11 protein-coding genes are annotated in these 12,662 nt (G+C 71.9%); 5 read left to right on the plus strand and 6 right to left on the minus strand.

The genetic code is table 11. From position 1 onward, the window contains the following. Position 1: 1 nt before the first annotated feature. Together ACH442_RS09325 and ACH442_RS09330 are read left to right on the plus strand one after the other, a co-directional pair. Positions 2-1,282: a PQQ-binding-like beta-propeller repeat protein gene (locus tag ACH442_RS09325; RefSeq protein WP_396337434.1), complete on the plus strand. Its 1,281-nt coding sequence runs from the start codon at positions 2-4 to the stop codon at positions 1,280-1,282. A gap of 37 nt (positions 1,283-1,319) precedes the next feature. Continuing rightward, entirely contained in the window at positions 1,320-2,642 is a 1,323-nt protein-coding gene (locus tag ACH442_RS09330; RefSeq protein WP_396337435.1) for a hypothetical protein, read from the plus strand. A 7-nt stretch (positions 2,643-2,649) separates the two neighbouring features. On the opposite strand, the gene prfA is transcribed toward ACH442_RS09330, so the two are convergent. Beyond that, a complete protein-coding gene (gene prfA, locus ACH442_RS09335) occupies positions 2,650-3,741 on the minus strand; it encodes a peptide chain release factor 1 (RefSeq protein ID WP_396337436.1) in 1,092 nt (363 codons plus the stop codon). Positions 3,742-3,825: 84 nt separating this feature from the next. Beyond that, the gene (gene rpmE / locus ACH442_RS09340) at positions 3,826-4,050 is read right to left on the minus strand and encodes a 50S ribosomal protein L31 (protein ID WP_221324145.1); all 225 of its coding nucleotides are present in this window, start codon (positions 4,048-4,050) and stop codon (positions 3,826-3,828) included. Positions 4,051-4,248: 198 nt separating this feature from the next. Between rpmE and ACH442_RS09345 the strand changes: the two genes are divergently transcribed. The 3 genes from ACH442_RS09345 to ACH442_RS09355 are packed head-to-tail and all read left to right on the plus strand — an operon-like array spanning position 4,249 to position 6,294. Next, positions 4,249-4,779, plus strand: coding sequence for a hypothetical protein (locus ACH442_RS09345; protein WP_396337437.1), 531 nt, complete (start codon positions 4,249-4,251; stop codon positions 4,777-4,779). After that, the gene (locus ACH442_RS09350) at positions 4,776-5,672 is read left to right on the plus strand and encodes an AAA family ATPase (protein WP_396337438.1); all 897 of its coding nucleotides are present in this window, start codon (positions 4,776-4,778) and stop codon (positions 5,670-5,672) included. Before ACH442_RS09345 ends, ACH442_RS09350 begins: the two co-directional genes overlap by 4 nt. 28 nt (positions 5,673-5,700) lie before the next feature. After that, positions 5,701-6,294, plus strand: coding sequence for an RNA ligase family protein (locus ACH442_RS09355; protein WP_396337439.1), 594 nt, complete (start codon positions 5,701-5,703; stop codon positions 6,292-6,294). A 416-nt stretch (positions 6,295-6,710) separates the two neighbouring features. Here ACH442_RS09355 and ACH442_RS09360 read toward each other — a convergent pair whose 3' ends face one another. From ACH442_RS09360 to ACH442_RS09375, 4 genes are all read right to left on the minus strand, one after another. Then, positions 6,711-7,880 (minus strand): nitric oxide synthase oxygenase, encoded by a 1,170-nt coding sequence (locus tag ACH442_RS09360; RefSeq protein ID WP_396337440.1) that lies wholly within the window; start codon positions 7,878-7,880, stop codon positions 6,711-6,713. A 132-nt stretch (positions 7,881-8,012) separates the two neighbouring features. Beyond that, positions 8,013-10,151: a transcription termination factor Rho gene (gene rho, locus ACH442_RS09365; RefSeq protein ID WP_396337441.1), complete on the minus strand. Its 2,139-nt coding sequence runs from the start codon at positions 10,149-10,151 to the stop codon at positions 8,013-8,015. Positions 10,152-10,447: 296 nt separating this feature from the next. Continuing rightward, positions 10,448-11,392 (minus strand): homoserine kinase, encoded by a 945-nt coding sequence (gene thrB, locus ACH442_RS09370; protein WP_396337442.1) that lies wholly within the window; start codon positions 11,390-11,392, stop codon positions 10,448-10,450. 9 nt (positions 11,393-11,401) lie between these two features. Further along, entirely contained in the window at positions 11,402-12,646 is a 1,245-nt protein-coding gene (locus ACH442_RS09375) for an MFS transporter (protein WP_396337443.1), read from the minus strand. Between the last annotated feature and the right edge of the window lie 16 nt (positions 12,647-12,662).

Here is a 12,662-nt window from a genome sequence, read left to right on the forward strand (position 1 = left end):
GATGTCCGTGATCGAGCTGGGCGATCTCAGCTCACCACCGGCCGGGCCGTCGGCGTCACGGCCGCCGATGCGGTTCCGGGGCCGGCTCGCGATCGTCGCGCTGATCTGCGCGTTGGTGCTGGCCGCGTCGGGCGGGCCGCCGGTGGCGCCGGTGCGGCGGCTGTGGGAGACCGGCCTGACCGAGCGGGACAGTGTGGCGCTCACGGCCGACGCCGTCTATGTCGTACGGCGAAACGGAATGACCGCGTACGACTTGGCGACCGGCGCCGTCCGGTGGCGCCGCGACCTGCCTCTGCCCTACAGCGACGTGACGTCGATGCAGGTCAGCGACGGTATGGTGTTGCTCGGTGGCCCACCCGAGTTCGTCACCGCGCCGGGCTATCCGTCGGCCGCGATGGCCTTCCCGACCGAGCTGATCGTGCTGGACGCCGCCACCGGCGCCGACCGCTGGCGCTCACCCGGTGAGGTGGTCGACGCCACCGCCGACGCGGTGCTGCTGGCCGACCGGGACGCGCACGGCGAGCTGCACACGATGCGGATGGTCGGCACGCGGGACGGCGTGGTCCGCTGGACCCGGCCCCTGGCCCGCGCGCTCGACGTGCAGACCGGCCCGGCGCGGATCGTCGCGACGACCGCCGGGACGGTCACGACGTACCGCTACGACGACGGCACCCCTTTGGCCAGCCGGCCCGTCGCCACCGGCCAGGACTGGTTCAACAGCGCCACCATGGTCGCCGGCGGCCGGCTCTTCGTGACCCGGGCCGACCAGCGCGGGGCGACGGTCACGGCGTACCGGCTGGACGACCTGGCCGAGCTCTGGAACCGGCGGACGCTGCGCGGCGCGTACGTGACCCCGTGCGGCCCGGTCGTCTGCCTCTCCAGTGGCGCCGAGCTGTCCGGGCTGAACCCGGCGACCGGCACGCCCCTCTGGTCGACGAGCGGGTGGGCCGGCGTCAACGTGGCCGGAGCCGGGCGCCTGCTCGCCTACAGCACCGCCGAGCAGCCCGAGCACGTCCTGATGGACGCGGCCACCGGCCGGGTGCTGGGCCGTCCCAGCCCCGGGTGGCCCACCCCGGCCGGCGGCCCCGACGGCCCGCGCACCCTGATCCGGGCCAGCGCCGCCGACCCGGACCGCAGCGTCGTGAGCCGGATCGACCCGGTCGCCGGGCGCATCGTCCCGATCGGCACGGTCGCGTCACCCGCCGTCGGCCCGTGCTCGGGCGGTGGCCGGTTCCTGCTCTGCCGCGGCTCCGACGACATCGTGGTGAACGCACTGAGCTGATCGGCACGTGCCCCGGCCGCATAGGATCGGCGTCACCATGGCCATCATCGATCTGGGCGACGTCAGCGCGCCGGACTTCCCGGAGGAACCGCCCGAGCCGGCGCGTCCGCTGACCCGCCGCGGCATCGTCCGGGTGGTCGCGGCCGTGCTGGCCGGGGCCTGCGCGCTCGCCCTGAACGGCGCCGGACGCCCCGCGCCGCCCGCCGTCACCGAGACCTGGTCCACGCCGATCGGCGCGCAGAACTGGCCCCACACGATGAACGACACCGTGCTGGTCATTCACGGCGACCCCGGGACCGAGCAGGAGACGACCGCCTACGACCTGGTCACCGGGCAGGTGCGCTGGACCGCCGACGATCCGACGCTCACCTCGTGGCTCAACCCCGACCCGGACAGCAACCAGCTCTACGCCCCGGCGAGGATCCGCAGCTACGAGGCCGCCGACGGACCGGCCTACATCGGTGCCGACACCCGCGCGGTCGACGTCCGTACCGGGAAGGTCCGGTGGGATAGTTCCGGCGACGAACTGGCGGCCACCGCGGACGAGGTACTGCTCGGCAGCCGCGACGACAGAGGCCGGGTCACCGCGCTGCACCTGGTCCGGACCACCGACGGCACCGCGGTGTGGGACCGTCCGATCGCGGCCACGGACTACCTGGTGGTCTCCGAGGAGCCGGGCGACTCCACCCGGATCGTCGCCAAGAGCACGAACGGTGAGCTGACCACGCTGCGCTGGGCCGACGGTGTCCCGCTCGCCTCGCGCCGGGTCACTCCGCCCACCGCCTACGGCTGGGGCCCGCAGGTGCTCGGCGGGCAGTTCTACGACATCCTGACCGGGACACCGGACAGCACCGTGGTGGCGTATGCGACGGACACCCTGACCGAGCTGTGGCGCTTCCCGACCAGCGGCGAAACCTCCGTGCAGGACTGCGGGCCGGTGGTCTGCGTCAGCGACACCCACCTGACCAGCGGCCTCGACCCGGTCACCGGGGAACGCCGGTGGAAACTGCCCAGCGGCAACACCACCGAGCTGCCCGGCGGCCGGCTGCTGCTCACCGGCAGCCGCGGGATGGCCGACGCCCAGTCGGTGCTCGACGCGGCCACCGGCCGGACCATCCGCGTCGCGCCGGCCGGCAAGCAGGTGGTCCCGCTCGACGACGGGCGCCTGCTCGCACTCGGCGACACGAGGAGCGCGCCCTACCGCGTGACGATCTCCGAGTGGGACCCGGACACCGGCCGGGCCACGCTGATCGGCGCGGTCCCCGGCCGCTCCGACACCTGCCAGGCCGTCGGGCAGCGGCTGCTCTGCACCGGCTCGGGCCGGCTCGGCGTCACCGACCTCGGCCCGCGCTCGCGCTGAGGCGGCGTCAGCGCTGGCGGCTCAGCTCCGTGTCACCGGCCAGCCGCGCCTCGCGGTCCGCGGCGGCCAGCGCGTCCAGCACGCCGTCCAGCTCACCGCCGAGCACCAGGTCGAGGTTGTACGCGGTGAAACCGATCCGATGGTCGGTGATGCGGTTCTGCGGGAAGTTGTACGTGCGTACGCGCTCGGACCGGTCGACCGTGCGCACCTGCGCCTTGCGGGCGTCGCCGGCCGCCGCGTCCGCCGCCTCCTGGGCCTGCGCGAGCAGCCGGGAACGCAGGATGCGCATCGCCGACTCCTTGTTCTGCAGCTGGCTCTTCTCGTTCTGGCAGCTCACCACGGTCCCGGTGGGCAGGTGCGTGATCCGCACGGCCGAGTCGGTGGTGTTGACCGACTGGCCACCCGGACCCGACGACCGGTACACGTCGATGCGCAGGTCACCGGGCTCGATCTGGACGTCGACGTCCTCCGCCTCGGGCAGCACCAGCACGCCGGCCGCCGAGGTGTGGATCCGCCCCTGCGACTCGGTGACCGGGACGCGCTGCACCCGGTGCACGCCGCCCTCCCACTTCATCCGGGACCAGACGCCGTGACCGCCCTCCGGCATGCCCTTCGTCTTCACCGCGACCGAGATGTCCTTGACGCCGCCGAGGTCCGACTCCTGCGAGTCGATCACCTCGACCGTCCAGCCGCGGCGCTCCGCGTACCGGGTGTACATGCGCAGCAGGTCGCCGGCGAACAGCGCGGACTCCTGACCGCCCTCACCCGCCTTGATCTCGATGATCACGTCCTTGGCGTCGCTCGGGTCGCGCGGCATCAGCATCTCGCCGAGCTTCTCCTCCAGCGCCGGCAGCGTGGCGGAGATCGCCTCGGCCTCGGCCGCGAACGCCGAGTCCTCGGCCGCGAGTTCCTTCGCCGCGACCAGGTCCTCGCGGGCCGCCTCCAGCTCCGCGTTCGCCGTGTAGATCGGCGCCAGCTCGGCGAAGCGACGGCCGACCCGGCGGACCAGCGCCTGGTCCGAGTGGATGGACGGATCCTCCATGCGCTTCTCGAGGTCCGCGTACTCGGCGAGAAGCATGTTCAAACGGTCGTTGCTCATCGAAATCTCCCACGCTCTCCCGCCGGCGGACGCACATGCGAACGGCGCCCGCCCCGGAATCCGGGACGGGCGCCGTTGAAGCAGTTACTTCTTCTTCGCGGCGTTGACCTTGGCGTACTTCGCCTGGAACTTCGCGACCCGGCCCGCGGTGTCGAGGACGCGCTGCTTGCCGGTGTAGAACGGGTGGCAGGCGCTGCAGGTCTCGACGCGGATCTCGCCGCCCTTGGCGGTGCTGCGGGTGGTGAAGGTCTCGCCGCAGGAGCAGATGACCTCGGTGGTCGTGTACTCCGGGTGGATGCCGCTCTTCATGTCTTCTCGGTCCCTCTCGATGATGCGGGTCGCCGGGTCGTCCTGTGATGAATGAGGACGGGAACCGGAACCCTCTACTGGCCGATGTACCAGTCTGCCAGATCTCGGTAGCTGCCGGAAATCCGGAGGTGCAACTGGTTTCGGTCTTCGTAACGTGAGCGCCCCTCCGGTAATTCCCGCTCACGAAGGAGCCCGTCCATGACGCTGCTCCACGACGTCCTCGATCCGGTCGAACTGACCGAAGCGGTCGGCACCGGCCTGATCCGGACGCAGCGTCACCCCCGGCTGCCGTTCACGATCTACCACTGCACCGAGGCGCGCCGGTACAGCGGCGCCTGGTCGCCGGTCACGCCCGCGTACCGCGGGTTGATCGTCTCTTCCGGCGGCCGGATCGTCGCGCGTACCGTCTGGGCGGTCCTCGCCACCGGCGGGAGCCGGGACGTACTGCTGGAGCCGCTGCCGGACGAGTTCCACGTGTGGGCCCGGGGCGTCGCCGAGCGGCTGACGACCGAGGTCGACTCGCGCGCCGCGGCGGTCGAGGCGGCCTACGACGAGCTGGTCGCGGGCCTGCCGGCGGGGTGGGGGCGCAAGAAGTTCGCGCTCGCCGCGGTGCGCAGCCCGCACCGGGGTGAGTTGTTCCAGCGTCTGGACGGGCACGACTACCGGCCCGGCCTGTGGCAGCGGGCCCGTCCGCCGGTGGACGTGGCCGTACGAGGAGCCGGGGAATGACACGACTGCTGATCACGCGGGGTCTGCCCGCGTCCGGGAAGACCACGTTCGCCCGCAAGCTGCAGCCGGGTGTGGTCCGGGTCAACCGGGACGACCTGCGGCGGATGCTGCACGGGCAGCGCCTGTTCACCCAGCACGCCGAGGCGCAGGTCACGCACGCGCAGCGGGCCGCGGTGGAGGCGCTGCTGCGGGCCCGGGCGAGCGTGATCGTCGACGACACCAACCTGCGGTCCCGGACCGTACGGGAGTGGGCCGAGCTGGCCGTCCGCTACGGCGCGTCGTTCGAGGTGCACGACTTCACCGAGGTCCCGCTGGCGGAGTGTCTCCGGCGGGACGCCGCCCGGCCGGAGGACGACCGGGTCGGTGCGGGCGCGATCCGCCGGATGCACGAGCGTTTCCTGGCCGGGCGCAACGTGCCGCTGCCGGTGCCGTACGTCGACCCGGGCGGCCCGGGACTGTCCTACGACCCGGATCCGGAGTTGCCGCCGGTCGTGCTGGTGGACATCGACGGGACGGTCGCGCTGATGGCCGGCCGCGGCCCGTACGACTGGAGCCGTGTCGGCGAGGACGAGCCGAACCCGTCGGTCATCGCGGCGGTCCGGGCGATGCACGCGGCCGGTCACGCGATCGTCTTCTGCACCGGGCGTGACGAGGTGTGCCGGGCCGAGACGCAGGCGTGGCTCGAGCTGTTCGTGGACGTGCCGTACGAGGCTCTGTTCATGCGCCCGGAGGGTGACAGCCGCAAGGACTCGGTGGTCAAACGCGAGATCTTCGACACCGAGATCCGGGACCGGTGGCGGGTCGTCGGGGTGTTCGACGACCGGGCGCAGGTGGTACGTATGTGGCGTGCGCTCGGCCTGACGGTGTTCCAGGTGGCGGAGGGAGACTTCTGAGGTGCGGAAGTATCCGCGTACGTTCCACTTGCCCGATTCACCTGGTGCGTCCGGTGACGATCGGATCCAGACGGATCTGTCGTGGCTGGACGGTGAGCTCGTGGTGACCGAGAAGATGGACGGCGGGAACCTCACCTTCACCCGCGACGCGATGTATGCGCGCTCGGTCGACTCCGGCACTCAGCCGTGGGATCGGCCGGCGAAGGCGTTGTGGGCGATGACGGCGTACAAGATCCCGGACGAGTGGCGGGTCTGCGGCGAGTCGATGTGGGCGCGCCGCAGCGTCGCGTACACGGATCTGCCCGGCGTGTTCCTGGTCTTCGGCATCTGGGACGAGACGGACACGCTGCTGGGCTGGGACGACACGGTCGACTGGGCGCGCCGCCTGGAGCTGCCGGTCGTCCCGGTCCTCTACCGCGGCGGCAGCCTCTCCGAGGCGCGGGCCGCGTGGTCGCTGCGGCGCTCCCCGGACACCTCGGAGGGGTTCGTGGTCCGCGCGGCCGGGCGCATCCCGGCCGCCGAGTTCCCGCTCAAGCTGCTCAAATGGGTCCGGCCCGACCACGTCCGGACCGATGCCGCCTGGCGCCACCGCGACGACTTCGCCGTCAACGAGTTCGCCTAGCCGCCGGCTCAGCTCCCCCACACCGCACACCATTTGCGCGTACGTCGTGAGCCGCCCGAGATCACACCCAGCCCCGCGGCCCGCCCTCCGCGAGCTTCGTCCCGCGCCGGGCCGCGGCCGCGATCCCGGTGCCGGCCGGTTCTCCCGACCCGGGACCGGCTCGCGTCGGTGTCACCCACACGCGGCTCGGGCGCAGCGGGACCGGCTCGCGTCGGGGCCTCTTGTCCGGGGCGCGGCTGGGGCGTGGTGGAGATCACGTAGCGGGTTTTTCTGAGCGGGACCACCCACGGACGTCGCCCTTCCGGGCTGAGCGTTCAGGGGCGCCCCGCGCCCCTGCTCAGCCCGGAAGGGTCCCCGCGGGAGCGACGATCGGGACCACAGCGGAGATCGGACATGAAGAATTTGATCCTGATCTTTCAGTTCCGGTGGGGACAACGGCGCATGCCCTCACTGGCCAGCATCGCCGCGTCCTCGTCGAGGTAGAAGGCGGGGCGCAGGTCCAGCTCCTCGTAGTAGCGGTGGAAGACCGGGGTGATGCCGCCGGACATCGGCGGGACGATCCACGTCCAATCGGCCGGAACCGGGCGGCCGGCGCGGTGTTCGTTGTCGAGGTGCTTGAGGAAGCGCCGTGACTCCGTGTGATGGTCGCTCATCTTGACGCCGGCCTGTTCGAAGCTGTGCAGGACGGCGAGGTTGAGTTCGAGCAGGGCGCGGTCGCGCCAGAGGGACGACTCGCGGGTGGTGTCGAGGCCGAGTCGTGCGGCGATGACCGGCAACAGGTCGTAACGGTCGGTGTCGGCGAAGTTGCGGGCGCCGATCTCGGTGCCGAGGTACCAGCCGTTGAACGGGGCGAGCGGGTAGTGCACGCCACCGATGGTGAGCCGCATGTTGGAGATCGCCGGGACGGCATGCCAGCGCAGGCCGAGTTCGGTGAACCAGGGGTGTTCGGGGTGCGTGATCGGCACCTCCCGGATGGCGCGTTCGGGCAGCTCGTAGAGGCGGATCCCGTCCGCCGGGGTCTCGATGACCAGCGGCAAGACGTCGAACGCCTCGCCTTTGCCCTGCCAGCCGAACGCGCGCACGGCGGTGGTGAACTCCCGCAGCCGCGGGTCGCCGACGGTCTCCCCGTCCTCGGCTCGGTACCCGGCATAGCGGATCAACTGCTCATTCCACACCCGGGCGTACGGCTGCCCGGGCGCGGCCGGCGCGAAGACGCTGATCACCGGCCGGATCTGCCCGTCCCCGGCGGTCCGCAGGTGCTGCACGAGGAGCGAGAAGATCTCGTCGGCGGTCCGGGCCCGGCGGCGGTCCAGCACCAGCAGGCTGCGCCAGTAGAGCCGGCCGATGCAGCGGCTCGCGTTGCGCCACGCCATCCGCGCGCCGTGGGTCAGCTCGTCGGTGGTGTGCACGTAGGTTCCGGTGGCGGCGATCTGTGCGCGCACGATCGCCAGTCGTGGCTCGACCGGCCCGAGCCGCGGGTTCTCGGTGTAGCACTGCCGCAGGAAGTCCTCGGCCTCGGCCGGGTCGGCGGGCGCGTCCGGATCCCAGGGCTCGGTCGGATGGTCCCGGTAGCCGGGCACGAGCATCGAAGGCCTCCGGAGAATCGAGGGATGGGATACCGGAGGTTCGCACGACCCCGTACGGGGCGAATCAGACAACGTGTGCGATAAACACGACGAGCCCCACCCGATCGGGTGGGGCTCGTCGTGTTTGTACGTTTACTCGCCAGGCGTGGACTTGGCGATCTGCATCAGGAACTCGATGTTGGTCCGGGTCTGCTTGAGCCGGTCCATCAGCAGGTCCAGAGCGGCGCCGGACTCCAGCGAGCTGAGCACCTTGCGGAGCTTGTGGATGATCGCCAGCTCCTCCTTGCCCAGCAGGATCTCTTCCTTACGGGTGCTGGAGGCGGAGACGTCCACGGCCGGGAAGACCCGCTTGTCGGCGATCTTCCGGTCCAGCTTGAGCTCGGCGTTACCGGTGCCCTTGAACTCCTCGAAGATGACCGTGTCCATCATCGACCCGGTCTCGACCAGCGCGGTCGCGAGAATGGTGAGCGAGCCACCGTTCTCGATGTTGCGCGCGGCGCCGAGGAAGCGCTTCGGCGGGTAGAGCGCCGTCGAGTCGATACCACCCGACATGATGCGACCGGAAGCCGGCGCGGCCAGGTTGTACGACCGGCCCAGACGCGTCACCGAGTCGAGCAGCACGACCACGTCGTGGCCCAGCTCGACCAGCCGCTTCGCCCGCTCGATGGCGAGCTCGGCGACCGTGGTGTGGTCCTGCGGCGGACGGTCGAACGTGGCCGCGATGACCTCGCCCTTCACCGTGCGCTGCATGTCCGTGACCTCTTCGGGCCGCTCGTCCACGAGCACGACCATCAGGTGGCACTCGGGGTTGTTGCGGGTGATCGCGTTGGCCAGGGCCTGCAGGACCATCGTCTTACCGGCCTTCGGCGGGGAGACGATGAGCGCGCGCTGGCCCTTACCGATCGGCATCACCAGGTCGATGATGCGCGTGGTGAGGATGTGCGGCTCGGTCTCCAGCCGCAGGCGCTCCTGCGGGTAGAGCGGCGTCAGCTTGTAGAACTCGGGACGCCGGCGGGCCTCGTCCGGCTCCATGCCGTTGATGGTGTCCAGGCGGACCAGCGGGTTGTACTTGTCCCGCCGCTGCCCGTCGCCGTCACGCGGGGCCGAGCGCACGGCGCCGGTGACCGCGTCACCGCGGCGCAGCCCGTACTTCTTGACCTGCGACATCGACACGTAGACGTCGTTCGGCCCGGAGAGGTAACCGGTGGTGCGGACGAACGCGTAGTTGTCCAGCACGTCGAGGATGCCCGCGACCGGGACGAGCACCTCGTCGTCGGCGACGTGCGGCTCGCGGCCACCGCCGTCACGACGGTTGTCCTCGCGGGGGTTGTCGTCGCGGTCCCGGCCACGGCGGCGGTCCCGGAAACGGCTCCGCCGGCTCCGCCGGCCACCCTCGCCGTCGCTGTCGTCGTCGTCGTGACCCTGGTCGACACGCGGGCCCCGGTCGCCGGACCGGTCGTTGTCGCGCTGGACCCGGTCGTTGCGGTCGGTCCGCTCGCCACGCTCCGGGCGCTCCCCGCGCTCGGGACGCTCGGTCCGGTCACTGCGCTCGGTCCGGTCACTGCGCTCGGTCCGGTCACTGCGCTCGGTCCGGTCACTGCGCTCGGTCCGGTCACTGCGCTCGGTCCGGTCACTGCGGTCGCTGCGCTCGGTCCGCTCGCCGCGCTCGGTCCGCTCGCCGTCGCGCTGGTTGCGCTGACGGTCACGGCTGCGCTCGCCGCGCTCCGGGCGCTCGGTGCGCTCGGTGGTGTCGGCGGCCGGGGCGGCCGTGGTCACGGCCGCGGGCTCGGCCACGGCGGGGGTGGCCTCGGCCTGCGCCGGGGCGGTCTCACGGGGCGTCGACTCACGGGCGGCCCGCTCGCGGCTGCGCCGGGACGGGCGCTCCGCGGCCGGGGCCGCCTCGGGGGCCGCAGTGGTCTCGACCGGGGCGGCGGCTGCGGTGCGCGGCGTCTCGGCCGGAGCCTGCTGAGCGGGCGCGGCCTGGGCCGGGGCCGGCTGGGCCGGGGCGACGGCCTCGCTCCGCGGGCGCGGCGCCGGCTCGGCGGCGGACGAGCCACCGCTCTGCCGCTCGGAGATCGCGGTGATCAGCTCACCCTTGCGCATCCGGGCGGTGCCGGAGATGCCCAGGGAGGCGGCGAGGCTCTGCAACTCGGGCAGCAGCATCGCGGACAGCCCGGTGCCGCCGCGGCGGCGCTTCGTGGCGGTCGCGGTGGTGCCGGCGCCGTCAGCGACGTCAGAAACACCCGACGTCACGTCGGTGGTGTCGCTCAATGGATTCCTTCCGTCGGAAAAGCCCGAGTTAACCCGGAACTGCAGCCTGGGCCGGGTGCCCTCGGAACCCGCTTCGCAGCAGCGGCGCGGGGTTTTCTTACTGCACGGCAGCTCGACGGTTTCCCTGCCCGTCATACCTTGACGGGTAGGTCTCGGCGAGTGCAACGATCTATGGCTTGCTGCCCGGCGTATGCCTTGATGAGAAGTGAGACGAGCCTGGACGGCCCAGAAATCTCGGGGGTGCGCCGAACCGCAGAGATCGCTTGCTTCGCGGCTGTGCTAGGTCTAGAGCGTAATCAACTCTTGCGACCTGCGGCAACAGGACCCCGCTCGGCGTGTTCCACCATACCCCCTTTCACAACAGCACCGGCGCCGTCCACGCCCAGCACTTCGCCGTGCCAGTGCGCGCCCGGGTGGAAATCGCCCGGGACCTCGGTCAATGCCAGAACGGTCGGGCCCGCGCCGCTGACCACGGCGGCCACGCCGACCGATCGCAGCGCCGCCACCAGGGACGCGGTGCCCGGCATGCCCGGCGACCGGTAACCCTGGTGCAGCCGGTCCTCGGTGGCCGGGAACAGCAGCGACGGATCACTCGTGAGGGCGTGCGTGAGCAGGGCGGATCGACCCGCGTTGAACGCGGCGTCCCGGTGCGGCACCTCGGACGGCAGGGCGGCGCGCGCGGTCGCCGTATACCCCCGCTCGTCCGGGACGAAAACCGTCGGGCGTACGCCCTCGGCCGGGTCCAGCCGCACGGCCCGCGCGCCGGTCCCCTCCGTCCAGGCCACGGTGAAGCCGCCGAGCAGGCACGGCGCCACGTTGTCGGGGTGGCCCTCGATCTTCGCGGCGATGCGCAGCGCGGCCTCGTCGTCGATCAGGTCGAGCCCGCCCCGGACCAGGCCGCGGGCCAACTGGACGCCGCCCACGATCGCCGCCGAGGAACTGCCCAGGCCGCGGGCCTGCGGAATGCGGTTGACGCAGCGCACGGCCAGGCCGGGCGGGCGCTCGCCGAACTCGTCGAAGGTGCGCAGCATGGCCCGGACGACCAGGTGCTCCTCGTTGCCCGGCAGCTCACCGGCGCCCTGGCCGCTCACCTCGACGGAGAAACCGCCGTCGGTCACCCACGCGGTGAGGTCGTCGTGCAGGGTCAGCGCGAGGCCCAGCGCGTCGAAGCCCGGGCCCAGATTCGCGCTGGTCGCCGGGGTGCTGACGGAAACCGGATCGGTGACGAAGGTCAGGCCCATCGCCACATGCTAGGGCTTGATCATCTCCGGATCGTCGTCGCGGTCACTCTGTGGACTCAGCCGCCGTACGGCGAGCCACCAGCCGGCCGCGTAGACCAGAGTGACCAGGCCGCAGGCGATCAGCACGACGCTCTGGTCGACGCGGTCGACGATCGCGCTCGCACCGAGCTGGCTGATCGCGATGGAGAGCGTGGCCAGCATCAGATCGGTGGCGAAGACCCGGCCCCGCAGGCGGTCCGGCACCTCGGCCTGCAGCACGAAGTTGGAGAGGAACCAGTTGGTGCCGCCGGCGAAGTGCGCGACGAAGACCAGCAGCAACACCACCGGGAACCACGGGCTGAACGCCACCCCGACGTAACCGGCGCCGTAGAGCGCCATCGACAGCGCCAGACCGGGCAGCAGCCACGAACGGCGGGTCAGCACCGGGCGCATCAGGAACGGGCCGAACAGGGCGCCCAGCCCCCGGACGGCGAAGAGCAGCCCGGCACCGAGCGCACCGGCCCCGTGCGCCGCGGCGATCAGCGGGAACACGGTCAGGACACCGTTGCCGAGCCCGACCGCGGACTTGACCGTGACCAGCGCGCGGATCCGCGGGCGGGCGCCGATGTAGCCGAGCGCCTCCCGCAACGCCTGCATCGGCCGGGGGTGCTCGCCGACGGACTCGCGCCCGGCCTGCAACGGGCGGCGGACCAGGGCGGTGAGTAGGGTGCCGGTCAGCAGGCAGACGGCGGTGACGGTGAAACACGCGTACGGCCCGAAGGCGTTGCTGACCACGCCGCCCAGCGACGCGCCGAGCACGGTCATGGTGCCCCACGCCGAGCCGGCGATCGCGTTCGCGGCCGGCAGGTCGGCCGGGTCCACCACGTTCGGCAGCGCGGCCGAGCTGGCCGGCTGGTAGAACGCCTTCGCCACGGCCATCGCCCCGATCGCGACCAGGGCCAGCGGCGCGGTGGCGGCCGAGCGGACCGCGAAGAGCACCAGCACCGCGGCGAACGAGGCGAGGTTCGCACCGATCAGGATCTTCCGGCGGTCCAGGCGGTCGGCGATGGTCCCGGTGTACGGCAGCAGCAGCGCGTTGATCCCGGTGTCCACGGCCAGCACCAGACCGCCCCAGAAACCGTGCCCGGTCAACTCCGGCAGCAACACCAGCAGCGGCACCATGACGAACCAATCGGCACCGAAAACCACCAGCTCAGCGGCGAACAGACGGCGGAAGTCGCGATTGCCGGTAAGGACCGTGAGCGTTGGTGGCACGTACCGGAATCTAGTC

The organism is Actinoplanes sp. NPDC020271, assembly GCF_044388125.1.
Classification (GTDB): Bacteria; Actinomycetota; Actinomycetes; order Mycobacteriales; family Micromonosporaceae; genus Actinoplanes.

What these genes read in the sequence shown, in the direction of transcription:
- ACH442_RS09325 (WP_396337434.1), top strand. Translation starts at nt 2, where the DNA reads ATGTCCGTGATCGAGCTGGGCGATCTCAGCTCACCACCGGCCGGGCCG.
- ACH442_RS09330 (WP_396337435.1), top strand. Translation starts at nt 1,320, where the DNA reads ATGGCCATCATCGATCTGGGCGACGTCAGCGCGCCGGACTTCCCGGAG.
- prfA (WP_396337436.1), bottom strand. Translation starts at nt 3,741, where the DNA reads ATGAGCAACGACCGTTTGAACATGCTTCTCGCCGAGTACGCGGACCTC.
- rpmE (WP_221324145.1), bottom strand. Translation starts at nt 4,050, where the DNA reads ATGAAGAGCGGCATCCACCCGGAGTACACGACCACCGAGGTCATCTGC.
- ACH442_RS09345 (WP_396337437.1), top strand. Translation starts at nt 4,249, where the DNA reads ATGACGCTGCTCCACGACGTCCTCGATCCGGTCGAACTGACCGAAGCG.
- ACH442_RS09350 (WP_396337438.1), top strand. Translation starts at nt 4,776, where the DNA reads ATGACACGACTGCTGATCACGCGGGGTCTGCCCGCGTCCGGGAAGACC.
- ACH442_RS09360 (WP_396337440.1), bottom strand. Translation starts at nt 7,880, where the DNA reads ATGCTCGTGCCCGGCTACCGGGACCATCCGACCGAGCCCTGGGATCCG.
- thrB (WP_396337442.1), bottom strand. Translation starts at nt 11,392, where the DNA reads ATGGGCCTGACCTTCGTCACCGATCCGGTTTCCGTCAGCACCCCGGCG.